This window comes from Microbacterium esteraromaticum (assembly GCF_028747645.1).
In the GTDB taxonomy this organism is placed as follows: Bacteria; Actinomycetota; Actinomycetes; order Actinomycetales; family Microbacteriaceae; genus Microbacterium; species Microbacterium esteraromaticum_C.
The window spans coordinates 2,776,677-2,801,911 of the sequence record NZ_CP118100.1; the positions used below are offsets into that span (position 1 = coordinate 2,776,677).

Genomic DNA, 25,235 nt, shown 5'->3' on the forward strand with positions numbered 1-25,235 from the left:
GTTGAGTTCTCAAGGATCGGACGCACCCACACACCAACCAACAAAGGCCAGACGCGCAAGGCAACTTCACAATCATAATCATCCCGACCCGACTGTCAAATCGACGGCCGTGAGGATCAGAACGAATCCGCTGCCCGTGAAGGCAACTTGTCTATCTTATCCGTCTCAGCCGATCTGTCAAGTTGACTCCCGGGCGGGACTTCCACGCTCTTCAGCACAAGGCTGATCATCCGAGGATGAAGGAGGTGGATGTTCGCTACTTGGTGGGGAGCCAGACCCTGAGGCCTTCCGCTCAACCGCTTGGGGCGAACATGTAAGAGCTTACGTGCGTCCGGGCATCCCGGCAAATCGGGCCCAGCCGGTCGGGCGTGTCGCCCCCCGCGGAGGAATGCCGCGGCCGCGGTTGCGGTTGCATCCGACGATGACTACTCCTGCGCTCTCCGTTCTCGATCTCGTCCCCGTCCGCGCCAGGTCTGACGGCACCGTGCAGACCAGCGCCCAGGCGCTGACCTCCTCCCTCTCTCTCGCGCAGCGCGCTGACGAACTGGGCCTGCGTCGCTACTGGTTCGCCGAGCACCACAACATGCCGGCGGTGGCATCCACCTCTCCCCCGGTACTGATCGCCGCGGCCGCAGCACGCACCCGACGCATCCGCGTCGGCTCGGGCGGCGTCATGCTGCCCAACCACGCGCCACTCATCGTCGCCGAGCAGTTCGCCGCGCTCGAAGCGCTCGCGCCCGGCCGCATCGACCTCGGTCTCGGCCGCGCACCCGGCAGCGATCCCGTCATCACGCAGCTCCTGCGTTCATCCGGCGCGGCCGGCGATGTCGAGCGCTTCCCGCAGCATGTCCAGGACATCGCGCTGATGCTGCAGCCCGACGGTGCCACCGTGCAGTTCACGTCCGGCGGGCAGTACCAGGTGCGCTCCACACCCTCCGCAACCGGGGCTCCGCAGATCTGGATGCTCGGATCAAGTGACTACTCGGCGCAGCTCGCCGCCGCGCACGGCCTGCCCTACGTCTTCGCCAATCACTTCTCGGGGCATGGCCTGGAGCGTGCGCTCGACCTGTATCGGTCCGGCTTCCAGCCGTCCGAGACGCTGGCCGAGCCGCGCACCTTCCTGACGGCCAACGTCGTCGCTGCCGACACCGCCGAAGAAGCCGACGATCGCGCCCTGCCCCAATTGCGCATGATGGCGCGCCTGCAGCAGAACAAGCCACTCACCGCACTGCAGACCGTCGAGCAGGCCAAGACAGGACTCGCCGCCGACGCCGACCCGGCCGAGCACTCGCTCATCGCCGCCATGCGGCAGCGCTGGTTCATCGGTGATGGCCCGTCGGTGGCATCCGATCTCTCGGCATTCGCCGCCCGGCACGGCGTCGACGAGATCATGATCTCGCCCGTCGCCGGCGCCTACGACGCCGAGCCTCTCGACGAGACGCCGGGACGCATCCGCACGCTGGAGCTGCTCGCCCGCTGAGGCGGGCGGGGCGGCGAGCGCGGGGCCTATGCCTCGGGCTCGCCGTGGATCAGCGCGCGCAGCCAATCGCGCGCCTCGACGAACACCTCGTCGGCATACCGTTCCGGGTACTGCACGATCTTGCGGTCGGCGCGCGGGTACGACCCCAGGAAAGCCACGCGAGGACTGAAGCGCCGGATCCCCATCAGCGCATCGGCCATGCGCTCATCGTGCGCGTGGCCGTCGGCGTCGACGACGAATCGGTACCGCCCGAGGGCGTCTCCGATCGGACGCGACTGCAGCAGCGAGAGGTTGATGCCGCGGGTGGAGAACTGCTCGAGCATCTCCAGCAGCGCGCCGGGACGATCGTCGGGCAGTTCGATGATCAGCGAGGTCTTGTCGGCGCCGGTCGGCTCTGCGGGGGCAACGGTCTTCGAGACCAGCACGAACCGTGTCACGGCATTGTCGTTGTCGCCGATCTGCTCGGCGAGCACCTCGACCTCGTGGTGCGCGACGATTCCCGGGGCGGCGATCGCGGCCTGCGCGGGCAGGGTTCCGTCGAGCACGCCGATCGCGGAGGCCACGTTGCTGGCGGCCGGCACGTGCGCGTGCCGCGGCAGGTGCTCGCCGAGCCAGCCGTGGCACTGCGCGTAGGCGACCGGATGCGCGGCAATTACCTGCACGTCGTCGAGGCGGGTGCCCGGCGCGCCGACCAGCACGAAGTTGACGTTGACCAGGTACTCGCCGATGATGCGCAGCCCGGGAAGCGTCGCGAGGGCATCGAGTGTGGTCGAGACACCACCCTCGACCGAATTCTCGATCGCGATCATGGCCGCGTGGCTGCGGCCTTCGAGCACGTCGGCGAGCGCCTCACCGACGTTGTGCACAGCACGCCAGTCGTGTCCGCGCGCCTCGGGCACCTGGTCGAGCGCTGCCTCGGTGAAGGTTCCGGCGGGGCCGAGATAGCTGTATGTGCGGCGTTCGGTCACTCCGCCAGCCTAGACCCGCGCCCCGGTGCGTCGACGCCGCGTTTCCGGGGCCCGCGGCAGGGTGAGTGAGGTCGGCCGTGTTCCGAGATCAGGACGGATGCTGAGAACAGGACGGATGTCCGAAAATCGTCCTGTTCTCGGTAACGAGCCTGTTCTCGGTGAACGCCGGAACAATCCCAGCCCCGACCCTCCGTCTCACCGCGACACGAGGATGCGCAGGCGCGAATGCCGGGGCAGACTATCCCCATGACCAGCCGTGCCGGACTCCCCGCCGAGGAACATGACCTGATCGACGTCGATGAGCTGATCGCCGCGTACTACGACCGGCGCCCGGATCCGTCCGTTCCCGCGCAGCGCGTCGTGTTCGGCACGAGCGGCCACCGCGGCTCGGCGCTGACGTCGAGCTTCAATGAGGACCACATCCTCGCCACCACTCAGGCCATCGTCGACTACCGCGCCGCTCAGGGCATCCGCGGACCGCTCTTCCTGGGGCGCGACACGCACGCGCTCTCACTGCCCGCCGAGCGCAGCGCGATCGAGGTGCTGATCGGCAACGGCATCGATGTGCGCATCGACTCCCGCGAATCATGGGTTCCCACACCCGCCCTCAGCCACGCCATCCTCACCCACAACCGTGGCCGCGAGGCATCCGACGCGGACCGCGCCGACGGGATCGTCGTCACTCCCTCGCACAACCCGCCCCGCGACGGCGGCTTCAAGTACAACCCGCCGCACGGCGGCCCCGCCGACACCGACGCAACGGGCTGGATCGCCCAGCGCGCGAACGACCTGATCGCTGCCGGGTTGGAGGGTGTGCGACGCATCCGTCACGCCGACATCGACGAGGACACGATCGGCACCTACGACTTCCGCGATGCGTACGTGCGCGATCTGCCCTCGATCATCGACATCGACGCGATCCGGCGCGCGGGCGTGCGCATCGGCGCCGACCCGCTCGGCGGGGCGTCGGTGGACTACTGGACGCTCATCGCCGAGATGCATGACCTCGACCTGCGCGTCGTCAACCCCGAGGTCGACCCCACCTGGCGGTTCATGACCCTGGACTGGGACGAGAAGATCCGCATGGACCCGTCGTCGCCGTCGGCGATGGCCTCGCTCGTCGCCAAGAAGGGCGACTTCGACGTGCTCACCGGCAACGACGCCGACGCCGACCGGCACGGCATCGTCACCCCGGACGCCGGACTGATGAACCCCAACCACTACCTGGCCGTCGCGATCGACTACCTGTTCTCGCACCGCGCCGACTGGCCTCGCGATGCGGCCATCGGAAAGACGTTGGTCTCGTCGATGATCATCGACCGGGTCGCCGAGTCGCTCGGTCGGCGCCTGCTGGAGGTTCCGGTCGGCTTCAAGTGGTTCGTCCCCGGCCTGCTCGACGGCACCGTGGCCTTCGGCGGGGAGGAGTCGGCGGGAGCGTCGTTCTTGCGCCGCGACGGCAGCGTCTGGTCGACCGACAAAGACGGCATTCTGCTGTGCCTGCTGGCCGCCGAGATCATCGCCGTGACCGGCAAGACCCCCTCGGAGCGCTACCGCGAACTCGAAGCGGCCTTCGGCGCCTCGGCCTACCAGCGGGTCGACGCGCCGGCGACGCCCGAGCAGAAGGCGACGCTGTCAAAGCTCGCCCCCGATGCTGTGGATGCCACCGAGCTGGCCGGTGAACCGATCACCGCCAAGCTCTCGCACGCGCCCGGCAACGGCGCCGCGATCGGCGGGTTGAAGGTGCAGACCGAGTACGCCTGGTTCGCCGCGCGCCCCTCGGGCACCGAAGACGTCTACAAGCTGTACGCCGAGAGCCTGCGCGGCCCCGAGCACCTCGCGCAGGTGCAGGAGGAGGCCCGGGCGGTCGTCTCGGCCGCACTCGCCGACTGACGCGACGCCCGGCACCGGGATCGGCCCGCGGCGCGCGGGTACGCCACCCGGGCGCGTCGCGCCCGGTTCAGCCGCGGGCGAGTTGCGCGCGGTTCAGCCGCGGGCGAGTTGCGCGCGGTTCAGCCGCGGGTCGGGCTCGCCCGATTCAGCCGCGGGCGAGTTGTGCGCCGGCCTCGCGCAACCAGCGCGCGGGGTCGGCAAGGGCGGATGCCGCAGAGCCGGCGATCTGCGTCAACGACAGCGTGCCGGTGAACAGGTCGGTGTCGGCCCCATCATCGATACGGCCGGCGACGAGTAGGGCGCGCGCGCTGGCATCCGCCGCGAGCGACGCGACGTACGACGGCACCTTGCCGTCTCCGGACTGCCCGTCGTACGCCCCCTCGCCGGTGACGACGACGTCGGCCGAGGCGACGGCCTCGGCCAGTCCGATCAGCCGCGCGACCTCGATCGCGCCCGGCACCAACTGCGCGCCCCAGGCCACGAGCGCGCCGCCGACGCCGCCGGCCGCACCGGCACCAGGCGTCGCAGGATCACCGCCGAGCAGGTGCGCCACCTGACCGAGTGCGGCATCGACCCGGTGCTGATCCGCGAGGTCGGTGAGTCCCTTCTGCGGACCGAAGACCGCGGCCGCACCGCGAGGACCGGTGAGCGGGTTGGTGACGTCGGTGAGGACGATCACGTCGGATGCCCGCCGCAGGCCACTCAGATCGGCCGTCATGATATCGGCAAGCCCCCGCGCGCCGGGGGCGGTCTCCGTGCCCGAGGAGTCAAGGAACCGGGCGCCGAGCGCCCGCAGCATTCCGGTGCCGCCGTCGGTCGATGCGCTCGATCCGATACCGAGCACCACCCGCGACACCCCATGATCGAGCGCCGCCGCGATCGCCTGCCCGAACCCCCGCGAATCGGCATCCCACGGACGCAACCGCTCGAGCATCTCGATGCCCGAGGTCGACGCCATGTCGATCACGGCCGTCCCCTGCGGGGCATCGTCGGATGCCGGAAGCAGCAGCCATGACGTCGTGACGGGCGCGCCGGTCGGGCCGTCGACGGTCACGGGCATCCGCCGCGCGCCCGGCACTGACGCCTCGAACGCGGCGACCGTTCCCTCGCCCCCGTCAGCCATCGGACGCGGCACGATCTCTGCCGCGGGGTCGACCGACCGCCAGCCCGCGGCGAGCGCGTCGACGGCATCCGCGGCGGTGATCGTTCCCTTGAAGCTGTCGGGCGCGAGCACCACGCGGGTCACGGCGTGACCACCGGTGTGCTGTCGCGCACGAGCACATCCAGTTCGATCGGCGACTGCTGCCACTGCGCATCGACGGTCGCCCGGAACGCCTGGTACCCGAGCTCACCGAGCGGCACGCGCACCGTCGTCAACTGCGGCGTCACATCGCGGCTCGCCGGCACATCATCGAAGCCGCACACCGCGATGTCGGCGCCAACCGTGCGCCCGGCCTCGCGAATCGCCGTCATGGCGCCGATCGCCACGACGTCGCTCAGCGCGAAGACCAGCGTTCCGGCATCCACCCCGTCGCGCAGCGCGTCAGCCATCGACGCCGCACCCGACTCGCGTTCGAAGGTGCCGCGATAGGTGCGCTCGAGCGCACCACCCTCGGCAGTGAAGCCCTCAGCGAAACCGGCGAGGCGGTCATCCGACGTGCGCACGCCGTCCGCCGCACCGATCGCGATCGCGCGGCGATAGCCGAGACGCGCCATCTCGCGGCCCAGACGCTCGGCCCCGTCGCGGTTGTCAATGCGGATGCTGCGATCCGCGCCCGCACCGAACGCCACCGTGCGTGCGCCGAGGTGACGGAAGGCGTCCAGCTCGTCCGCCGTGCGGGTCTCGCCGTCATCCGTGCGCGAAGCCGCCAGGATCACACCACGCGGACGCTGCCCACGCAGAGCACGCAGGATCTTCGCCTCGCGCTCGGGATCGCGCTGCGTGATGGCGACGGTGACGATGAGGCCCTCTTCATCGGCGCCCCGCGCGACCCCCGCGGCGATCTGCCCGAAGTACGGGTCAGCGATATCGGCGACCAGCAACGCGATGGCGGCCGAGGTTCCGCGCGCTGTGGCCTGCGCCGAGGCATTGGCCGTGTAGCCGAGCTCATCGGCGGCCTTCTCAACCCGCTCGCGATACGACTCGGCGACCTTGCGGTCGGAGCCGTTCAGCACGCGGGATGCCGTCGCCAGCGACACCCCCGCGGCGCGGGCGACATCGTGCAGGGTCGGTGAGCGTCGCACGTCAGCGGTCATGCGCCGAGCCTACCCATCCGGCGCGGACTGCTCTCACGAGGGGTGGGTGTTCTCCCATCATGAGGGGTCAAAATGTGCGGGGTTGCGCGCCCGATACACGACGTTTCTTGACCCCTCGTGGGAGTGGGGTTTCTCACGGGAGCTGGGTTTCTCACGGGAGCTGGGTTTCTCACGGGGCTGGTTCGCCCGCCTCGCCCGCGAGCAGAGCGCGCAGGGTCGCCGCTTCGGATGCCAGCAACGCGGGGTCGTCGTCGGGAACAAACTCCAATAGGGCGTCCCGCGGCGGCGACACCTGAGCAGATGCCGCCGTGAACAGGGCTCGCCACAGCTGCGCGCGCTCGTGCAACCGCAGGCGCTCGCCAGCGGGCCACCACGAGAACACATGCACAGCGCTGGTGTGCGCAGCCACCGCCTCGTACTCGGCCAGGGCCACAGCATCCGGTGCCCCGACCGACGGCTGCCAGTACGTCGTCAGGGCGGGACTGCCAACGTCGGCGAGCAACCGCAACGTCGCCTGCGGGGTGTCGGCCAGCGTGCCGCGGTGATACTCCAAGGCCAGGGTGATCCCGCGCTCCCCCGCCTCGGCGGCGGCGTCCCGAAGCCGCACGACCGTCTGCGCGTACTGCTGCGCAGACGCATCAGCGGAGTCGACGCGCCCCGCCCAGATCCGCACGCGGTCAGCGCCCAACGCGGCCGCGCTGTCGAGCACCGGGGTGAGCGGCTCGTCCGGGTCTGCGCGGAAGTACGCTCCGTACGAGCAGGTGAGCAGTCCAGCATCCGATGTCAGTTCGGCGACCTGCGCGGCACGCTCGACGTCGCCGGCCGGCACGTGCACGTCGCCGCCCCACTCGATCACCTGCAGGCCCGCTTCAGCGGCCAGCGGCACGAGCTGCTCCGGCGTCAGCTGCCGGAAGGTCACCGAGCACAATCCCGGTCTCATCACCGTCCCCTTTCGCATCTATTCGTCACATACTCCCGCTATTCGGCCCGGATTCAGGCAGTTTGTGACGAATAGACGGGGGCGGAGGGTGTGAGGTGCGGGGACACCGTGGCGGCGAAGGCCGCGGCCGTGCGGGCAACCACCGCCTCGGGGGCATCGGCCCAGATGTCGGCGTTGAAGATCTCGACCTCGATATCGCGGTCGTATCCGGTGTCGACCACCGCGCGGGTGAGCGAGGCGAAGTCGATGATGCCCTCGCCCATGTAGTGCCGAGAAAGCAGCACATCGGCCGGCAGCGGCGTCTGCCAGTCGCACACCTGGTACGTGGCGATGCGCCCCTCGCGCCCGGCGCGAGCGATCTGCTCGTACACCTGCGGATCCCACCAGATGTGGAAGGTATCGACCGCAGCGCCGACCGTCGCGGCATCGAAATCGGATGCCAGATCCAGGGCCTGCCCGAGCGTCGAGACGACGCACCGATCGGAGCCGAACATCGGATGCAGAGGTTCGATCGCCAACGTCACCCCGGCGGTGCGCGCATACGGCACGAGATCGCCGAGGGCGTCCCGCACCCGTTCACGAGCCCCGACGAGATCGCGCGATCCCTCGGGCAGTCCACCCGCGACGAGCACGAGCACGGCCGTTGAGCCGTCGGCACCGGCATCCGCCAGCGCCGCGGTCTCGTCGATCGCTCGCCGATTGTCAGCGAGAGCAGCATCGCGCTCAGGCCCGGCCGGCAGAGTGAAGAACCCTCCCCGGCAGTGCGTCGAGAAGCGCAGGCCCGAATCCGACAGCATCCGCGTCGCCGTGTCGAGACCGACCTCGTTCACGGGCTCGCGCCACAGTCCGATGGACTGCACTCCGGCATCCGCGGTCACCCGCAACGCGGTCGCGAGATCGGCGTACTTGATGGTGGCCTGGTTGATCGACAGGCGCGCGTCGACGGTCATATCGCGCTCCGCTCTCCACGAGGGGTCAAGAAATGCGGGGTCTGAGGGTGCAGATGCGACGTATTTTGACCCCTCGTGGGGGGCATCGCGTCGCGTTGGCGGGCGTTCATGCGTCGATGCCGTTCAGGCGCAGCATCCCGTGCCAGCGCTGCTGCGCCAGCTCGGGGTTCTCCAGCGCGAGCGAGGCGTTGGCCAACTCGACGATGCGCGACAGGTGCGGCAGGCTGCGCGCTGAGTGCAGGCCCCCGACCATCTGAAACGCCGGCTGGTGGCCGTTGAGCCAGGACAGGAACGCGACACCGGTCTTGTAATAGAACGTGGGTGTGGCGAACACCTGCCGGCTGAGCTCTTCGGTGGGTCCGAGGATGCGCGCGTAGGCGGCGTGATCACCGGCATCCAACGCCTGGATCGCCGCCGACGCGACCGGGGTGATCGCAGCGAAGGCGCCCAGCAGAGCATCCGAGTACGACCGCTCGCCGACACCCGAATCGCCGATCAGCGAGACATAGTTGAAGTCGTCGCCGGTGAACATGCGCACGCCCTGCGGCAGTCGCTCGCGCACCGAGATCTCGCTCTCAGCGTTGAGCAGACTCATCTTCACACCCGCGATCCTCGCCGGATCCTCGGCGATGATCTGCAGCAGCACCTCGGCGGCCGCAGGCCACTCGGTCGATCCGAAGTACCCCTCCAATTGCGGGTCGAACGCCGTGCCCAGCCAGTGCAGCACGACCGGAGTGGTCGCCTTGTCGAGCACGGCACGGTAGACGCGCCGGTAGTCGTCGGCGCTCGTCGCGGTGCGCGCAAGGTGACGGGATGCCATCAGCACCGGTCCCGCACCCTGCTCCTCCGTGAAGTGCAGCTGAGCGGTGTACGCGTCGATGATCTGGTCGAGCGAGAGGTGCTCGTCGTCGATGTGGTCGGTGTTGACGCCGACCACGACCGAGCCGCCCTCCTCGCGGGCGACCTGGGCGCTGCGTGCGATCAGCTCGCGAGTGGCGGCCGCGTCGAGGCCCATGTTGCGCTGCGCCGTGTCCATGGCGTCGGCGACGCCGAGTCCCCACGAGTACGCGTTGCGGCGGAACGCGAGCGTGGCGTCCCAGTCGATGTCGGCGGGCTGCCCCGGCGTGTTGTCAGCGTGCACCTTGGGCACGACGTGCGCGGCCGCGTAGGCGACGCGGCTGCGCAGGGCGGATGCCGGACGCGCGTACGCGCCGGAGTCGTTCAGTGCGGCATCCGAGATCGCTCCGGATGCTGCCAGCAGGCGAAGCGTCGTCATCAGAGCGACAGCTTCTCGATCGCCACCTTGCGCCCTTCGGCGCTGGAGGTGAGGCCCGCCTCGGCGAACTGCACACCGCGCGCACCGGCGAGCAGGTCGAAGTCGTACTCGGTGCCCAGGACGTACGAGGTGAGGTACTCCTCCCACTGCTGACGGAAGCCGTTGAGGAAGACGTCGTTGGTGGGGACGTTCTGCCAGTCGGCGTCGTAGTCGTGGGTGTCTTCGAGGTCGGGGTTCCAGACCGGCTTGGGCGTGGCGTTGCGCGGCTGTATCTTGCAGCCGAACAGGCCCACGACGGCCGAACCGTGCGTGCCGTCGACCTGGAACTCGACGAGCTCGTCGCGGTTGACGCGCACGGTCCACGACGAGTTGATCTCGGCGATCACGCCGCCGTCGAGCTCGAAGATGCCGTACGCGGCGTCTTCGGCGGTGGCGGTGTAGTGCTCGCCCTTCTCATCCCAGCGATCGGCGATGTGCACGGCGGCCTGCGCGTACACGCTCTTGACCTCGCCGAAGAGGTTCTCGAGCACGTAGTTCCAGTGCGGGAACATGTCGCTGATGATGCCGCCACCGTCATCGGTGCGGTAGTTCCACGACGGGCGCTGCGCGGGCTGCCAGTCGCCCTCGAACACCCAGTAGCCGAACTCGCCCCGCACCGACAGGATGCGACCGAAGAAGCCCGAGTCGATCAGGCGCTTGAGCTTCTGCAGGCCCGGCAGGTAGAGCTTGTCGTGCACCACACCGGTCTTGACGCCGGCCTGCTGCGCCAGGCGCGCCAGCTCGAGCGCCTCATCCACCGACTCGGCCGTGGGCTTCTCGGTGTAGATCGCCTTTCCGGCGGCGATGGCCTTGCGGATAGCGGTGGCGCGCGCCTTGGTCACCAGGAAGTCGGCGTAGATCTCCCACTGCGGGTCGGCCAGAGCGGCGTCGAGGTCGGTGGTGTAGTCGGCGATGTCGTGCTGCGCGGCGATCTCGGCGAGCTTGGCCTCGTTGCGGCCGACGAGCAGCGGCTTGACGGTGACCTTCGTGCCGTCGGGGAGCTCGATGCCGCCCTGGTCGCGGATCGCCAGGATCGATCGCACCAGGTGCTGGCGGTAGCCCATGCGCCCGGAGACGCCGTTCATGATGATGCCGATCTCGCGTGCGTCGGTCATGGTGATCCGTTCTGTCGGTGATGCTCGGAAGTCTGTGCGCTCCGCATTCGTACGGGTAAGCGCTTTCCGCTATCAAAGCAGGTCGGGTCATCGAGCGCAACCTTCGAACGCTCGAGACGGTCGACAGAGAGCGCGTCAGTGACAGAGAGCGTCAGTGACAGCGACGGCCGACAGAGAGCGTCAGCGACCGAGCGCGTCGAGGAGATCGGCGAAGTGCTCGAGGTCGTCGGCCGACCAGGCGCGCAGGCGGTCGCCGAGGCGCTCCTTGTACGTCGCGCGCGCGATCTCGACGCGCTCCTGCGCGAGTTCCGTCGCGACGAGGCGGCGAGCGCGTCGGTCGTCGGGGTCACGGATGCTGTCGACCAGCCCCAGCTCTTCGAGCTGACGCACCTGACGACTCACCGTGGACTTGTCGGTCTGCAGTCGATCGATGATCTCGCCCGCCGTTGTCGCCGTGCCGTTCACGATCGACGTGAGCACCTGGTAGCCGAGCGGCTGCAGATCCGGATGCACCGAGGCCGCCGCCTCACGCCATCCCACTCGGATGCGGGCGAACAGCCGCCCGAGCTCGTGCTCGACGCGCGAGACGGCCTGATCGAGCTCGATGTCGCCCACGCCGATGCGGCCGTCCGTGCCGTCTGAGGCATCGGCGCCGACGGCAGCACCGTCGGCCGCGTGCGGGGCGGCGGTCATCCCGCCAGTGTACGACGCGGCCGCGCACGAATCGGCGACGGGCGCCACCCGGTCAGCGTGTGCGTGCACCGTCGCCTCCGGCATCCGAAACGACGCGGATGCCACCGGTGACGGCCATCGATGCGCCGACCTCTGCCTCGGCGACCTCGATCGTCGATTCCTCGGCCTGCTCCCGCAGCAGTTCGGCCGAGGTCTTGGTCGACAGGGGCTTGTTGCGGATGAACGCGATCGCGATGACCCCGACCACCGCCAGTGGAATGGCGATCATGAAGGCGTCGGCGATGCCGTGCCCGTACGCGGATTCCACGATGACTCGGATGCTGTCGGGCAGCTCTCCGACCTTCGGGACGTCTCCGGAAGCCAGCCCCTGCAACGCGTCAACCTCGTCGGGCGCCGCCGGGGTGAAACCGGCCAGGCCGTCGGCGATGTAGACCCCGACACGGGAGGCGAGCAGCGCACCCATGATGGTCACGCCGATCGTGCCGGCGATCGTACGGAAGAAGTTCACGTTCGACGATGCCGCACCAAGCTGCTGCGGCGGGGTGTCGTTCTGAACGATCAGCGTGAGGTTCTGCATGACCATGCCGAGTCCCGCGCCGAGCACGAACATGTAGGTGGCGACGAGGGCGAACGGGGTGTCATAGCGCAGCGTCGACATCAGTGTGACGCCGATCAGGGTGAGCGCCGAGCCGGTCAGCATCCACCCCTTCCACTTTCCGAAGCGGCTCACCAACTGGCCGATGATGATCGACGCACCCATCTGACCGACGATCATCGGGATCGTCATCAGTCCCGACTCGGTCGGCGTGGCGCCCCGCGCCAACTGGAAGTACTGGGCGAGGAAGACGGACGTGGCGAACATCGACACACCGATCGCGATCGAGGCGATCACCGAGAGCGTGAACGTGCGGTTGCGGAACAGCGACATCGGCACGATCGGCTCTTTCACGACGAACTCGACGGCGATGAAGGCGACCAGGAAGACACCTGCGATGCTCGCGAGGATCCAGCTGGTGGCGGAATCCCACGCGAACTGGCTGCCGCCCATCGACACCCAGATCAGCAGGGTTGACACCCCCACAGCCAGCAGAACGATGCCGAGATAGTCGATAGAGACCTTGGCCTTCTGCGGCTTGGGCAGGTGCAGGGTCACCTGCAGCAGGATCAGGGCGAGCACCGCGAAGGGGACGCCGATGAAGAAGTTGGCGCGCCACCCCCACGTGTCGGTGATGACGCCGCCGAGTAGCGGCCCGCCGATCGTGGCGAACGCCATGACACCGCCGACCACCCCCATGTACTTGCCACGCTCACGGGGAGAGATCAGAAGTGCCACGGCGACCATGACCAACGACATCAGACCGCCGACGCCGATGCCCTGCACGACGCGCACCGCGATGAGCATGTTCATGTCGACCGAGAACCCGGCGGTCACCGTGCCGACAGTGAAGAGGATGAGCGACAGCTGCACCAGGATCTTGCGGTCGAGAAGGTCGGCGAGCTTTCCCCAGACCGGCGTCGAGACAGCTGTGGCGAGCAGGCTCGCGGTGATCACCCAGGTGTACTGCGATTGCGTTCCGCCGAGGTCTGCGACGATCACCGGCAGCGAGGTCGAGACGACCGTGCCCGAAAGGACGGCGACGAACATGCCGACGATGAGGCCCGAGATGGCGGTGAAGACCTCGCGCGCGGAGCGCTGCGGGACGGGATCCGAATGGGTGGCTGCGGTGGTACTCAAAGGCGTGGGCGCTCCTGGATAGATAGTTGATCGACGTCAACGATACGCCACTAGTTGCGATTGAGCAACCATTGCACAAGATCAATCACGAGCCGAGCGAGCGAGCGAGCGAGAACAAGAAGCCGGAGCCGACGCAGCTCACCCCGAAAGCCCCTATGGTTGACGCGCAGCATCCGATCCAATGGAGGACTGATGACCACCCCGTACGAACTCGACGCACACGCGCACGGGGCCGCGCCACGGCATCCGATCACCACCGGCCTCGCCACCTTCGCATGATCACCCTCCCCGCCGCCGACACCGCTCTCTCGCCTTTCACCGGCTGGACACGCGCACACTGGGAGCGCGTTGCCGACACGATCCTCGACGGAGCCGCCCGCCACGCCAGCCCCACCGGATCGCTGATCCGCTACCCCGGAGTCCCGGGCGGCCTCGGACGCGACATCGACCATCTCGAGGGCTTCACGCGCACGTTCATGCTGGCGTCGTTCCGCATCGCCGGCGATCCCGCCCGCACCCAGTCGCTGGCCCGGCGCTACGCGCGCGGCATCGCCGCCGGGGTCGATCCGACGCATCCGGAGCGCTGGGTGCGCATCGAAGAGCACGCCCAGGCGAAGGTCGAGGCTGCGGCGCTCGCACTGGGACTGCACCTCACGCGCGACACCGTCTGGGCACAGCTCGACGATCGCGCGCGAACGCAGACGATCGACTACCTCTCGGCATTCATGGGCGAGCCGTATCCGCCGAACAACTGGGCCTGGTTCCGCATCATGGTGTCGTTCTTCCTCGAGAGCGTGGGCGGGCCGTTCTCGGCATCCGACCGCGACGAGGACTTCGCACTGCTAGACGGATTCGACCTGCCCGGTGGGTGGACCTCCGATGGCGTCGGCCGCGACTTCGACCACTACTGCGGGTGGGCGCTGCCGTTCTACCCGATCGTCTGGGCGCAGCTCGTTCAGGACGATGCCCGCTATGCCCAGCGGGTGGCTCGGTACACAGAGCGACTGGACGACTACCTCGATGACGCGCTGCACCTGATCGGCGCCGACGGGGCACCGCTACTGCAGGGTCGCAGCCTCACCTACCGGTTCGCCACGGCGGCCCCCGCGTGGGCGGCCGCGTTCCACGGGCGATCCCGCCACGATCCCGGACTGCTGCGCCGGGCCGCAAGCGGCCAGATCAAGCATTTCGTCGAGCGCGGCGCCCCCGATGCCGATGGCGTCCTCTCACTCGGCTGGCACCATCCGTGGCGGGCGATCGCGCAGAACTACTCGGGGCTGGGATCGCCCTATTGGGCGGCGAAAGGGATGCTGGGGCTGGCCCTGCCCGCTTCGCACCCCGCGTGGACCGCGCCCGAGCAACCGCTGCCGATCGACCGCGGCGCCTTCGCGCGTGCCCTGTCCGCGCCCGGGTGGCTCGCCATGGGAACGACCGACGGCATCGTGCGCATCGTCAACCACGGCACCGACCATCGCGCCGAGGGCACCGACCACCCCGACGCGCCCCTGTACGCGAAGTTCGGCTACTCGACAGCGACCGCCCCCGTGCTGACCGATCCCGGCGTCTCCTGGCCCGTCGACGGGACAGTGGCGCTCGTGCGCGACGGACTGCCCAGCCACCGCTCGGGATTCACCGTGGGGAACACGCTCGCCCTGGACGCGCAGACCCTCCTGGGTTGGTCGACGTCGACAGCCCACTGGCCGATCGGCTACGAGGCAGGACCGGACCACGGCGTCGGCACCCACCACGGCGCAACGATGCACGGGCCGCGCATCGACACCGTATCGGTGACCCACGGCGCGTGGGAGGTGCGATTGATCCGCGTGCACGCCGATGCGCCGCTGCAGCCGGGCGACACACTGCGCGTCGGCGGCTGGGCGCTGACCGGCGACGTGGCCCCGTTCACCGACGGCCCTGCGCCGAGTGACGCAGCACCCCACGCCGCATGGGCACGGACCGAGCGACTGGCGACCGGCGTCGTGGCGCTCGGTGAAGACACGCTCGGTGACGTGGCAGACCCGCACTCCTCCGGAGTGCTCACCCTCGACGACGCCACGCCTCTGGCAGGGCGCACCGCGGTTCCCTGGCTGGAGACGGCCCCGGATGCCGGCGCGTGGCGCGCCTTCGGCATCCACCTGGGCGCCCCCACCGAGGCGACCGCAGCGCCCGTCGTCTCGACCCACCACGAGGGCCGGCACATCGCCTGGCCCGACGGGCACGTCACGCGCCTGCCGATCGGCCCGCTTCTCAGCCGCTCCGGCGCGAAACCATGACGGGCAGCATCCGCAGATCTTCGGGCTCGCCACCCTCGATCAGGTCGGCCAGGCACTGAACGGCCGCCTCGCCGAGGCGATCGAAATCCTGTCGCACCGTCGTGAGCGGCGGCCGGTACTGGGCGGCATCCGCGACGTCGTCGAAACCGATCACCGCGATATCGTCGGGCACCCGCACACCCGCGTCAGCCAGCGCCCGCAACGCTCCGAGGGCCATCTGGTCGTTGGCCGCGAACAGCGCGGTGAACGCAGCGTCGGCCGGCTGCGTGCGGCGAGCATCGAGCATCCGCTCTGTCTGCGCGTACCCCGCGTCGGCGCTCCAATCGCCCCGGACGACGTCGGGAGCAGACGCACCGGCCGTGGCGAGCGCGGCACGCCAGCCGCGTTCGCGTTCGGATGCCGCGAACGAGTCGAGCGGACCGCCGAGGTGATGCACCGTGCGATGCCCGGCCGCGAGCAGCCGCTCCGTCGCCGCCCGCGCTCCCGCAGCGTGGTCGGTGGCGACGACGGTGAAGCGCTCATCGGGCGGCGAGTCGACCACGACCAGGCGGATGCCCGCCGAACCCGCCTCGCGGGCGAGAGCCGTGGCCTCGTTCAACACGATGGCGCCGTCGACGCCCTGGTCATGCAGACGCTCGAACGCGTGCGCGATATCGCCGGCATCCCCCAGCGTGACCACAGTCAGGGCGTACCCGCGTGCGGAGGCGGCATCGGCAACCGCCTGCAACATGCGCGAGTTGCCGACCGTCGACAGGGTCTGGGCAACCAGTCCGAGAGTCTGCGTGCGACCGGTGCGCAGCGCACGAGCGGCACGGTTCGGGCGGTACCCGAGCTCGGCCATCGCCTGCTCGACGCGCAAGCGGGTGGCGGGGTCGACCCGCGGACTGTCGTTGGCGACGCGCGAAACGGTCTGATTCGACACCCCGGCGCGGGTGGCGACCTGGGCCATCGAGACGCGTCTGGCCTGTGGCATCCGATCTTCCCCTCATTCACGGTTCGCAACTCCGGAGTGTTGACGTTACCACGGCGCCGCGCGTACCATGTTCACGTGAACATGGAAAATTCTCCGGAGTTGCGAACCGACGAACTCGGTGCCGGCGTCATCAAGCGCAGCACCCGCCTGGCCGACGGCCGCGAACTGTTCTACTTCGACGACCCCGGCACCACACTCGGCCCCGAACGCAGCATGGATGCCCGCGCACTCGACGAGCGCCCCGAGACGGCCACCATGCGCCAGGACGTACTCACCGGCGACTGGATCACGTTCGCCACCAAGCGGCAGAACCGCGTCATGATGCCCAGCGCCGACGCCGATCCCCTCGCACCGCAGACGGCATCCAACCCGTCGGAGGTGCCCTCCCGCTACGACGTCGCGGTGTTCGAGAACCGCTCCCCCTCCTTCGGCCCCGCGCTCAACCGGGCCACCGGCGGTGTTCCCGCCGCGAGCAACCCGACCCGCGGACTCGACGACCTCGCCGAACTCGGCATCGGACGCACCCGCACCAGCATCGGCCGCTGCGAGGTCGTCTGCTTCAGCCCTGAGCACGAGGGGTCGTTCGGCAGCCAGTCCATCACCCGCGCACGCACGATCATCGAGGCATGGGCCGACCGCACCGCCGCCCTGTCGGCACTGCCCGGCATCGAGCAGGTGTTCCCGTTCGAGAACCGGGGCGAGGCGATCGGCGTCACGCTCCCGCATCCGCACGGACAGATCTACTCGTATCCGTACGTCACGCCGCGCACGCAGCGGCTGCTCGACAGCATCCACCGCACCGCTCCCGATCTGATGGGGCGCGTGCTCGACTTCGAACGCACCTCGGAGCGCGTGGTGCTGCAGGGCGAGCATTGGACCGCTTTCGTGCCGTTCGCCGCCCGGTGGCCACTCGAGGTGCAGCTGATGCCGCACCGGCACGTTCCCGACTTCGCCACGCTCAGCGATGAGGAGCGCGACGAGCTCGCGCCGATGTACCTGCGTCTGTTGCGCGGAGTGGATGCCCTCTACGAGACGCCGACGGCGTACATCGCCGCCTGGCACCAGGCGCCAGTGAACGTCGGCCGCGACACCGTGCGGATGCGGCTGGAACTGACCAGCCCGCGCCGCGCCGAGGACAAGCTGAAGTTCCTCGCCGGCTCGGAGGCCGCGATGGGTGCGTGGACGGCCGAGATCCTGCCCGAAGTCGCCGCCGACCGACTGCGCTCCGCGATCGCAGCGACCTCGACGCACTGACCCCCGCCCCTCCCCACCCCTCCCACGAGGGGTCACAAAACGTTGGGTCACCCCCACTCAACACGACACATTTTGACCCCTCGTGAGGGTGGGACGCCTCGTGAGGGTGCGCCCCCTCGCACACGGGGCGACCGAGAATCCGAACCGAGGCACCATGACCCACACACCAGCGACCGAACCGTCACCGGGCCACACATCAACAGCACAAGCCGCCGCCCGCGACCTGTTCACAGCCCTCACCGGCACCGCCCCTCAGGGCATCTGGTCGGCGCCCGGCCGGGTGAACCTCATCGGTGAGCACACCGACTACAACGAGGGCTTCGTACTGCCGTTCGCGATCCAGCACCGCACCTACGCTGCGGCGAGCCCGCGCGAAGATGGCCGCATCCGGGTCGCCTCGACGTTCGCCGATGAGCCGGTCGAGGTGTCGCTCGACGACCTCGACCGACTCTTCCCCACGCCTGCGGGAGAGGCGCCCGCCGTACCCGAATGGTCGGCCTACGTGCTCGGCGTGGCCTGGGCGATGCGGGCACTCGCCCCCACGCCCGCCGAACACGGTGCCGATATCGCAATCGCATCCGACGTTCCGGTCGGCGCCGGGCTGTCGTCGTCCGCCGCGATCGAAGGGGCCGTGGCATCCGCGCTCGACGAGCTCTGGCAACTCAACCTCGACCCGGTGACGCTCGCACAGGTCGGACGCCGCGCCGAGAACGAGGCGGTCGGCGCGCCCACCGGCATCATGGACCAGATGGCGTCGATGCTCGGCCTGCCCGACGCCGCGACCTTCCTCGACTGCCGGACGCTCGAAACCCGCTCGGTGCCGACCGGGTTCACCGCTGAGCACCTTGAACTGCTCGTCATCGACACGCAGGTCAAGCACTCGCACTCGACCGGCGGGTACCGCGAACGCCGGGCATCGTGTGAGCAGGGCGCCGAGCTGCTCGGCATCCGCTCGCTGCGCGACGCCGGCGTCGAAGACCTGCCCCGCGCCGCCGATCTGATGGACGACGTGACGTTCCGCCGGGTGCGCCACGTGATCACCGAGAACCAGCGCGTGCTCGACACCGTCGACGCCCTCGCCACGCAGGGACCGCGCGCGATCGGTGACCTGCTCGTCGCGTCGCACGCATCGATGCGCGATGACTTCGAGATCTCGGTGCCTGAGCTCGACCTGGCCGTCGAGACGGCGCTCGCGCACGGCGCGATCGGCGCGCGCATGACCGGCGGCGGGTTCGGCGGGGCGGCGATCGCCCTGATCGAGCACGCGTCGGTTGCGTCGGTGTCGGATGCTGTCGCGCGGGCGTTCTCGGATGCCGGCTTCGCCGCCCCGCACATCTTCACCGTGCAACCCTCGGGCGGCCCGCGGCGGGACACCTGACGGCACGGGCATCTGACACGGCCCCCTGACACAATGACACTGCGCACCCGCGCGAGGGAAGGAACATCATGTCTTGGCTTGTCACCGGCGGCGCCGGCTACATCGGAGCACACGTCGTGCGCGCATTGTCCGCGGCCGGCCTGACCCCCGTCGTGCTCGATGACCTCTCCAGCGGGAAACCGTCGTTCGTCCCCGAGGACGTGGCGCTGGTCGACGGCAGCATCCTGAACCGCGAGCTGGTCGAGCGCACCCTGCGTGAGCACGATGTCGAGGGCGTCATCCACGTGGCGGGTTTCAAGTACGCCGGCGTCTCGGTGCAGCGCCCACTGCACACGTACGCGCAGAACGTCGAGGGCACCCGGGTGATCCTCGAGGCGATGGATGCCGCAGGCGTGACGAACATCGTGTTCTCGTCGAGCGCTGCCGTGTTCGGCACGCCGGACGTCGCACTCGTCACCGAAGACACCGCCAAGCGCCCCGCGAGCCCCTACGGCGAGTCGAAGCTGATCGGAGAGTGGATGCTGCGCGACCAGGGCACCGCGACCGCGGCATCCGACGCTCCGCTGCGCCACACCTCGCTGCGCTACTTCAACGTCGTCGGGTCGGCTGATCCGACCGTCTACGACGTCAGCCCGCACAACCTGTTCCCGATCGTGTTCGAGAAGCTGCTCGCCGGCGAGACCCCGGCGATCTTCGGCGACGACTACGACACCCCCGACGGCACGAACGTGCGCGACTATGTGCACGTCGGCGACATCGCGGCCGCCCACGTCGTGGCGGCGCAGCGCCTCGCCGACGGCCGCCCGATCGAGCCCGCATACAACCTCGGCTCGGGCGACGGCCTGAGTGTGAAGCAGATCATGGATGCCATGGTGCGCGTCACCGGCATCGACTTCACGCCGACCGTCGGCCCGCGTCGCCCCGGCGACCCCGACCGCATCGTCGCCACCGGCGAGCTCGCCGCGCGCGACCTGGACTGGACGATGCGTCACACCGTCGACGAGATGGTGCGCTCGGGCTGGGAGGCCCGCCGCAACGCCGGGTGATCGGCGACATCACTCCGGTCGCAGTTTCTCCCGGGTCGTCGGGGAGGCAGATCACTCCGGTCGCAGTTTCTCCCGCTTCCCGGCGTCGGATGCGGGAGAAATTGCGACCGGAATGCCGATTCGCCAGCCGAAAGCCAGCGCTCAGTCCCAGGCAGACATGACGTGCTTGATGCGCGTGTAGTCGTCGAAGCCGTACTGCGAGAGGTCCTTGCCGTACCCGGAGTGCTTGAATCCGCCGTGCGGCATGTCTGACACGAACGGGATGTGGGTGTTCACCCACACGCAGCCGAAGTCGAGATCGCGGGTGAAACGCATCGCGCGGTTGTGGTCGCGGGTGAAGACGGATGCCGCCAGCGCATAGCGCACGCCGTTGGCCATGCCCAAGGCCTCGTCATCATCCGAGAACGACTGCACGGTGAGCACCGGGCCGAAGATCTCATCCTGCACGGCCTCGTCGTCCTGACGCATGCCCGACACGATCGTGGGTGCGAAGAAGTAGCCCTGCTCGCCGACCCGCGTGCCTCCGGTCTCGACCTTCGCGTGGCCCGGCAGCCGGTCGACGAAGCCCTGCACCTGCGCGAGCTGGGCAGCGCTGGAGAGGGGACCGTAGAACACGCCCTCCTCGCGCGGCCCACCAGTGCGGGCGTGCGTCTGCGTGCGGGCGACCAGCGCGCGCACGAGTTCGTCGTGCACTGATGCGTGGACGATCACCCGGGTCGCCGCGGTGCAGTCCTGACCGGCGTTGAAGAAGGCGCCCGACACGATGGCATCCACCGCCTTGTCGATCGACGCGTCGTCGAAGACGACGGCGGGCGCCTTGCCTCCGAGCTCGAGGTGCACGCGTTTGAGATCGGATGCCGCAGACTCGGCCACGGCCATGCCAGCCCGCACCGATCCGGTGATCGCGACCATCTGCGCACTCGGGTGCGCGATCAGCGCTGCCCCGGTCTCACGCCCACCCAGCACCACGTTCAACGCGCCCGCGGGGGTGTGCTCGGCGACGATCTCGGCGAGCAGCAGCGTGGACTGCGGCGTGGACTCGGCGGGCTTGAGTACGACGGCGTTCCCGGCGGCGAGCGCGGGTGCGATCTTCCAGACCGCCATGTTGAGGGGGTAGTTCCAAGGGGTGACCTGGCCGATCACGCCGATCGGTTCGCGTCGCACGTACGAGGTGTGTCCGGCGAGGTATTCACCGGCCGCGCGCCCTTCGAGGCTGCGCGCCGCGCCGGCGAAGAACCGCAGCTGGTCGATCGACTGCTCGATCTCGTCGGCCACGAGGGTGGCGCGGGGCTTGCCGGTGTCTTGTGATTCGAGGTCGGCGAACTCCTCGGCGCGGGCGGCCATGGCATCCGCGATGCGGAACAGGGCGAGCTGGCGGTCTCCGGGCGTCGCGTCGCGCCAGGCGGGGAAAGCCGCCGCGGCGGCGGCGTACGCGGCGTCGATGTCGGCGACACCCGAGAGCGGGATGCTGCCGTACACGCCTTCTGTGGCAGGGTCGATCAGGTCGAGCCGCTCGTCGGTGAGGGCTTCGCGGTACTCACCCGCGATGTGGTTGCGCAACGTCGTCGTGGCCATGCCGCCACTCTAACCAGGATCCCTACGGAATCGGAAGTATTCTGCGCTAGATCCTGCGAAATCAGTTGCGTTCTCCCGTTTTGAGTGTCAGGATCGACACGTGAGCGACAAGTCGAAAGCCCCCGTCCTCGACGATGTGTCAAAGCAGATCATCGAGCTGCTGCAGCAGGACGGACGCCGACCGTATGCCGACATCGGCCGTGCGGTCGGACTCAGTGAGGCCGCGGTGCGCCAACGCGTGCAGCGCCTCACCGATGCGGGCATCATGCAGATCGTCGCGGTGACCGACCCCCGTCAGCTCGGCTTCTCTCGTATGGCGATGATCGGCATCCGCACGACCGGTGATCCGCGCGAGCTCGCCGACGCAGTCAAGGCGATCGACGAGATCGCCTACGTCGTGGTGACGCTCGGATCGTTCGATGTACTCGCCGAGGCGATCTGCGAATCGGATGAGCACCTGCTCGACCTGGTCTCATCGCGCGTGCGATCGATCCCCGGGGTGACGCACACCGAGAGCTTCCTCTACGCCGGCCTGCACAAGGACTTCTACAACTGGGGCACGCGCTGACGCCGACCCCCACCCCTTCCCCGATATCCACAACGGAGTGAGAACTATGGGAACCACCGTCTTCGAGAGGTTCCGTCCTGCCGAATCGCAGATCGATGCGGCATTGCGCGACACCCGACACTCGACCTTCTGGCTCGACGATGTCGCCCGCCCCGAGCATCCGCCGTTGCGCACCGATGTGCGCGCCGATCTCGTCGTCGTGGGTGGCGGGTACGCCGGCCTGTGGACGGCGGTGCGCGCCAAGGAGCGCGACCCGCAGCGCTCCGTCGTGCTGCTGGAGGCGTCGCGGATCGGCTGGGCCGCGTCGGGGCGCAACGGCGGGTTCTGCGAGGCGAGCCTGACGCACGGTTACGAGAACGGCATGAACCGCTGGCCCGACGAGATGGAGCAGCTCGAACGCCTGGGCCTTGAGAACCTCGACGGCATCGAGCAGACCGTGCAGCGCTACGGCATGGACGTCGACTGGGAGCACACCGGCCAGCTGGCGGTGGCCACCGAGCGGCACCAGATCGAGTGGATGCACGGCGAGGAGTTCCTCGACCAGGACGCCGTGCGCGCCGAGGTGCACTCCCCCACCTATCTCGCCGGCAACTGGGATCGGCGGGGCTGCGCGATGGTGCATCCGGCGAAGCTCGCCGTTGAACTCGCCCGCGTCGCGACCGAGCTGGGTGTGCAGATCCACGAGCACAGCCGGGTCACCGGGCTCTCGGGCAAGGGCACCCAGACGGTGACGGTCGACGGGGGCGGCACCGTCACCGCCGACCAGGTGGCACTCGCCACCAACGTCTTCCCGTCGCTGCTGGCACGCAACCGGCTCATGACGGTGCCGGTGTACGACTACGTGCTGATGACCGAGCCGCTCACCACCGACCAGCTCGGCGCAATCGGATGGCAGAACCGTCAGGGCCTGGCCGACTCCGCGAACCAGTTCCACTACTACCGACTCAGCGCCGACAACCGGATCCTGTTCGGCGGCTACGACGCGATCTACCACTTCGGCGGCAAGGTACGCGCCACCTACGAGGAGCGCCCCGAATCGCACCGACGACTCGCGTCGCACTTCTTCACGACGTTCCCGCAGCTGGAGGATGTGACCTTCACGCACCGCTGGGCGGGCGCGATCGACTCATGCAGTCGGTTCTGCGCTTTCTACGGTGTCGCGCGCGGCGGCCGTGTCGCGTACGCGACCGGTTTCACCGGCCTGGGCGTCGGGGCATCCCGCTTCGCGGCGGACGTGATGCTCGACAAGCTCGCCGGAGTCGAGAACGAGCGCACCCAGCTCGAGATGGTGCGCACCCGCCCGATCCCGTTCCCACCCGAGCCGGCCGCCGCGATCGGAGTGAACATGGTGCGCCGTGCGATGGACCGCGCCGATCACAACGAGGGCAAGCGCAACCTGCTGCTGAAAACCCTCGACGCGATCGGGATGGGGTTCGACTCGTGAGTGCGGATGCGCTCACGCCGGGAACAGCGTCGGATGCCGCGGGCCTGACCCTCGCACATGAACCGCTCCCGGCCGTCGACGTGCGCCGTGGCGAACCGACGGCCGGCGTACAGGACCTCGGGACGTTCTCGGGCGTTGAGCTGGGCGTCTGGGAGATGAGTCCCGGTGTGGCCTCGGATACCGAGGAGGATGAGGTCTTCATCGTGCTGTCGGGGCGGGCGCGTGTCGACTTCGAGCATCCGTCACTACCGTCGATCGACCTCGGCCCCGGCTCGGTCGTGCGCCTCACCGAGGGCATGCGCACCGTATGGACCGTCACCGAGACCCTGCGCAAGGTGTACCTGGTCTGCCCCTGATCCGCCTACCCAGGCGCTCACCGCCGCAACGCACGCTGCTCTCGCCCCGTCCCCGTTTCGCTTCAGGCGAAGGGGGGCTTCGCAGTTGAGGGTTCTGCTGCATGGATAGGTGACACCTGATCGACCGCTGACTCGCCGTCCCGATCGCGAGAGCCGAGCTGGTGGAGGCATGTCGGGCGAATGCGCTGTTCGATGCGCATTGCATGACCCGGAGTTCGGGCGCCGGTTGAGTATGGCCAGTTCCGCAGCCGGAGGCCCCTTCGCGCTCTGGCCCGCCACCGCTTGGTCGGACCGATGGGCGGGGTCGCGTCCCGAGAAGACAACGCCGCCATAGAATCTTCCTTCAGATCGCCCGCGATGCGCGCAGGACAGCATTAAGCTCAGCGGCAATGCTCCCCACCATCGCCGTTGTTGCGGCCCGGTAAGGAGTACCCGACCATCGCATTGGCTCGAAGGAAATCTGGCGGCCGTCTACTGCAATCGACACCTGAGGCACACCCCATCCGAACGCGACCCGCGTTGCAGAGATATTGGAGATTTCCGACAGTTCGCATTGTGCAATAACCGCGTCACCCTTCGGAGGTAAAGCTCTCGAAGTCTCAAGGTGTAGGCGATCGTCCACAACGAGACACCACCCCCTCCCTTCGTGCCGAGTCTTTCCATCTGCGTCAACAACCGTGCACTTGACGAACGGGCGCACGAAGCTTGCGCTGCTACTCGCAGATCTAATCCTGGCTGAGCGTGCGGTCGATCGCCAGGCGCGCAATGAATGCAATGCAATCAGAGAAAGCGCGAGCCCGACCAATGTGAAACTGATAGTCACAGTTAAACTGGTTGACTGCAAGGTGATAATGGCGAAGATCACCAACAAGATTGGAACAGCGGACAGTAACAAGCACCGCAACCAGACTTCGAGTCTCAATGTCGGGTACGAGTCGGTGTTCAACATGTTCACCACTGATTCTGGCTCGGCAAAAACATGAGCCTCGGAGGGACGCTGGCGTATTCCGCTGGAACGGCATGCCG

21 protein-coding genes are annotated in these 25,235 nt (G+C 68.7%); 10 read left to right on the forward strand and 11 right to left on the reverse strand.

Annotated features, from left to right (window positions below; genetic code table 11):
• Positions 1 to 421: 421 nt before the first annotated feature.
• Positions 422 to 1,480 carry an LLM class flavin-dependent oxidoreductase gene (locus tag PTQ19_RS13410; protein ID WP_274367687.1) on the forward strand — a complete coding sequence of 353 codons (1,059 nt, stop codon included), beginning with the start codon at positions 422 to 424 and terminating at the stop codon, positions 1,478 to 1,480.
• 26 nt (positions 1,481 to 1,506) lie between these two features.
• On the opposite strand, the gene pheA is transcribed toward PTQ19_RS13410, so the two are convergent.
• Positions 1,507 to 2,448 carry a prephenate dehydratase gene (gene pheA, locus PTQ19_RS13415; RefSeq protein ID WP_179409908.1) on the reverse strand — a complete coding sequence of 314 codons (942 nt, stop codon included), beginning with the start codon at positions 2,446 to 2,448 and terminating at the stop codon, positions 1,507 to 1,509.
• Positions 2,449 to 2,694: 246 nt separating this feature from the next.
• Here pheA and pgm point away from each other — a divergent pair, with 246 nt between their 5' ends.
• Entirely contained in the window at positions 2,695 to 4,338 is a 1,644-nt protein-coding gene (gene pgm / locus PTQ19_RS13420; protein WP_274367688.1) for a phosphoglucomutase (alpha-D-glucose-1,6-bisphosphate-dependent), read from the forward strand.
• Positions 4,339 to 4,483: 145 nt separating this feature from the next.
• On the opposite strand, the gene PTQ19_RS13425 is transcribed toward pgm, so the two are convergent.
• From PTQ19_RS13425 to PTQ19_RS13460, 8 genes are all read right to left on the reverse strand, one after another.
• On the reverse strand, positions 4,484 to 5,584 hold the full coding sequence (locus tag PTQ19_RS13425; RefSeq protein ID WP_274367689.1) for a glycerate kinase: 1,101 nt from the start codon (positions 5,582 to 5,584) through the stop codon (positions 4,484 to 4,486).
• The gene (locus tag PTQ19_RS13430; protein WP_274367690.1) at positions 5,581 to 6,594 is read right to left on the reverse strand and encodes a LacI family DNA-binding transcriptional regulator; all 1,014 of its coding nucleotides are present in this window, start codon (positions 6,592 to 6,594) and stop codon (positions 5,581 to 5,583) included. Before PTQ19_RS13430 ends, PTQ19_RS13425 begins: the two co-directional genes overlap by 4 nt.
• A 169-nt stretch (positions 6,595 to 6,763) precedes the next feature.
• The gene (locus tag PTQ19_RS13435; protein ID WP_274367691.1) at positions 6,764 to 7,534 is read right to left on the reverse strand and encodes a sugar phosphate isomerase/epimerase family protein; all 771 of its coding nucleotides are present in this window, start codon (positions 7,532 to 7,534) and stop codon (positions 6,764 to 6,766) included.
• Positions 7,535 to 7,587: 53 nt separating this feature from the next.
• Positions 7,588 to 8,484: a sugar phosphate isomerase/epimerase family protein gene (locus PTQ19_RS13440; protein ID WP_274367692.1), complete on the reverse strand. Its 897-nt coding sequence runs from the start codon at positions 8,482 to 8,484 to the stop codon at positions 7,588 to 7,590.
• 106 nt (positions 8,485 to 8,590) lie between these two features.
• Entirely contained in the window at positions 8,591 to 9,760 is a 1,170-nt protein-coding gene (locus PTQ19_RS13445) for a dihydrodipicolinate synthase family protein (protein ID WP_274367693.1), read from the reverse strand.
• Positions 9,760 to 10,914, reverse strand: a complete 1,155-nt coding sequence (locus tag PTQ19_RS13450; protein ID WP_274367694.1) for a Gfo/Idh/MocA family protein — start codon at positions 10,912 to 10,914, stop codon at positions 9,760 to 9,762. The genes PTQ19_RS13445 and PTQ19_RS13450 overlap by 1 nt, the downstream gene beginning before the upstream one ends.
• 180 nt (positions 10,915 to 11,094) lie before the next feature.
• A complete protein-coding gene (locus tag PTQ19_RS13455; protein WP_179409900.1) occupies positions 11,095 to 11,607 on the reverse strand; it encodes a MarR family winged helix-turn-helix transcriptional regulator in 513 nt (170 codons plus the stop codon).
• Between the two features lie 52 nt (positions 11,608 to 11,659).
• Complete coding sequence (locus PTQ19_RS13460) at positions 11,660 to 13,342, reverse strand: MFS transporter (protein ID WP_274367695.1); 1,683 nt, start codon at positions 13,340 to 13,342, stop codon at positions 11,660 to 11,662.
• Positions 13,343 to 13,617: 275 nt separating this feature from the next.
• Between PTQ19_RS13460 and PTQ19_RS13465 the strand changes: the two genes are divergently transcribed.
• Positions 13,618 to 15,615 carry a DUF2264 domain-containing protein gene (locus PTQ19_RS13465; protein WP_274367696.1) on the forward strand — a complete coding sequence of 666 codons (1,998 nt, stop codon included), beginning with the start codon at positions 13,618 to 13,620 and terminating at the stop codon, positions 15,613 to 15,615.
• Here PTQ19_RS13465 and PTQ19_RS13470 read toward each other — a convergent pair.
• A complete protein-coding gene (locus tag PTQ19_RS13470) occupies positions 15,590 to 16,588 on the reverse strand; it encodes a LacI family DNA-binding transcriptional regulator (protein WP_274367697.1) in 999 nt (332 codons plus the stop codon). The two genes, PTQ19_RS13465 and PTQ19_RS13470, sit on opposite strands and share 26 nt — an antisense overlap.
• Before the next feature lie 81 nt (positions 16,589 to 16,669).
• Here PTQ19_RS13470 and galT point away from each other — a divergent pair, with 81 nt between their 5' ends.
• The 3 genes from galT to galE all read left to right on the forward strand — a co-directional run bounded on the left by galT (position 16,670) and on the right by galE (position 20,266).
• A complete protein-coding gene (galT, locus tag PTQ19_RS13475; protein ID WP_274367698.1) occupies positions 16,670 to 17,842 on the forward strand; it encodes a galactose-1-phosphate uridylyltransferase in 1,173 nt (390 codons plus the stop codon).
• A gap of 154 nt (positions 17,843 to 17,996) precedes the next feature.
• Entirely contained in the window at positions 17,997 to 19,220 is a 1,224-nt protein-coding gene (galK, locus tag PTQ19_RS13480; RefSeq protein WP_274367699.1) for a galactokinase, read from the forward strand.
• A 68-nt stretch (positions 19,221 to 19,288) separates the two neighbouring features.
• Complete coding sequence (galE, locus tag PTQ19_RS13485; RefSeq protein ID WP_274367700.1) at positions 19,289 to 20,266, forward strand: UDP-glucose 4-epimerase GalE; 978 nt, start codon at positions 19,289 to 19,291, stop codon at positions 20,264 to 20,266.
• A 141-nt stretch (positions 20,267 to 20,407) separates the two neighbouring features.
• Here the strand turns inward: galE and PTQ19_RS13490 are convergent, their stop codons facing one another.
• Positions 20,408 to 21,841, reverse strand: coding sequence for a gamma-aminobutyraldehyde dehydrogenase (locus PTQ19_RS13490; protein WP_274367701.1), 1,434 nt, complete (start codon positions 21,839 to 21,841; stop codon positions 20,408 to 20,410).
• 100 nt (positions 21,842 to 21,941) lie between these two features.
• On the opposite strand from PTQ19_RS13490, the gene PTQ19_RS13495 reads away from it, so the two are divergent.
• The 4 genes from PTQ19_RS13495 to PTQ19_RS13510 all read left to right on the forward strand — a co-directional run bounded on the left by PTQ19_RS13495 (position 21,942) and on the right by PTQ19_RS13510 (position 25,192).
• Positions 21,942 to 22,409 carry an Lrp/AsnC family transcriptional regulator gene (locus PTQ19_RS13495; RefSeq protein WP_179409893.1) on the forward strand — a complete coding sequence of 156 codons (468 nt, stop codon included), beginning with the start codon at positions 21,942 to 21,944 and terminating at the stop codon, positions 22,407 to 22,409.
• A 46-nt stretch (positions 22,410 to 22,455) separates the two neighbouring features.
• Positions 22,456 to 23,853 (forward strand): NAD(P)/FAD-dependent oxidoreductase, encoded by a 1,398-nt coding sequence (locus PTQ19_RS13500; protein ID WP_274367702.1) that lies wholly within the window; start codon positions 22,456 to 22,458, stop codon positions 23,851 to 23,853.
• The gene (locus PTQ19_RS13505) at positions 23,850 to 24,209 is read left to right on the forward strand and encodes a cupin domain-containing protein (protein ID WP_274367703.1); all 360 of its coding nucleotides are present in this window, start codon (positions 23,850 to 23,852) and stop codon (positions 24,207 to 24,209) included. Before PTQ19_RS13500 ends, PTQ19_RS13505 begins: the two co-directional genes overlap by 4 nt.
• Positions 24,210 to 24,892: 683 nt before the next feature.
• Positions 24,893 to 25,192 carry a hypothetical protein gene (locus tag PTQ19_RS13510; protein WP_274367704.1) on the forward strand — a complete coding sequence of 100 codons (300 nt, stop codon included), beginning with the start codon at positions 24,893 to 24,895 and terminating at the stop codon, positions 25,190 to 25,192.
• Positions 25,193 to 25,235 lie beyond the last annotated feature (43 nt).

What these genes read in the sequence shown, in the direction of transcription:
- PTQ19_RS13410 (WP_274367687.1), top strand. Translation starts at nt 422, where the DNA reads ATGACTACTCCTGCGCTCTCCGTTCTCGATCTCGTCCCCGTCCGCGCC.
- pgm (WP_274367688.1), top strand. Translation starts at nt 2,695, where the DNA reads ATGACCAGCCGTGCCGGACTCCCCGCCGAGGAACATGACCTGATCGAC.
- PTQ19_RS13430 (WP_274367690.1), bottom strand. Translation starts at nt 6,594, where the DNA reads ATGACCGCTGACGTGCGACGCTCACCGACCCTGCACGATGTCGCCCGC.
- PTQ19_RS13435 (WP_274367691.1), bottom strand. Translation starts at nt 7,534, where the DNA reads ATGAGACCGGGATTGTGCTCGGTGACCTTCCGGCAGCTGACGCCGGAG.
- PTQ19_RS13440 (WP_274367692.1), bottom strand. Translation starts at nt 8,484, where the DNA reads ATGACCGTCGACGCGCGCCTGTCGATCAACCAGGCCACCATCAAGTAC.
- PTQ19_RS13445 (WP_274367693.1), bottom strand. Translation starts at nt 9,760, where the DNA reads ATGACGACGCTTCGCCTGCTGGCAGCATCCGGAGCGATCTCGGATGCC.
- PTQ19_RS13450 (WP_274367694.1), bottom strand. Translation starts at nt 10,914, where the DNA reads ATGACCGACGCACGCGAGATCGGCATCATCATGAACGGCGTCTCCGGG.
- PTQ19_RS13455 (WP_179409900.1), bottom strand. Translation starts at nt 11,607, where the DNA reads ATGACCGCCGCCCCGCACGCGGCCGACGGTGCTGCCGTCGGCGCCGAT.
- PTQ19_RS13465 (WP_274367696.1), top strand. Translation starts at nt 13,618, where the DNA reads ATGATCACCCTCCCCGCCGCCGACACCGCTCTCTCGCCTTTCACCGGC.
- PTQ19_RS13470 (WP_274367697.1), bottom strand. Translation starts at nt 16,588, where the DNA reads ATGCCACAGGCCAGACGCGTCTCGATGGCCCAGGTCGCCACCCGCGCC.
- galT (WP_274367698.1), top strand. Translation starts at nt 16,670, where the DNA reads ATGGAAAATTCTCCGGAGTTGCGAACCGACGAACTCGGTGCCGGCGTC.
- galK (WP_274367699.1), top strand. Translation starts at nt 17,997, where the DNA reads ATGACCCACACACCAGCGACCGAACCGTCACCGGGCCACACATCAACA.
- galE (WP_274367700.1), top strand. Translation starts at nt 19,289, where the DNA reads ATGTCTTGGCTTGTCACCGGCGGCGCCGGCTACATCGGAGCACACGTC.
- PTQ19_RS13490 (WP_274367701.1), bottom strand. Translation starts at nt 21,841, where the DNA reads ATGGCCACGACGACGTTGCGCAACCACATCGCGGGTGAGTACCGCGAA.
- PTQ19_RS13500 (WP_274367702.1), top strand. Translation starts at nt 22,456, where the DNA reads ATGGGAACCACCGTCTTCGAGAGGTTCCGTCCTGCCGAATCGCAGATC.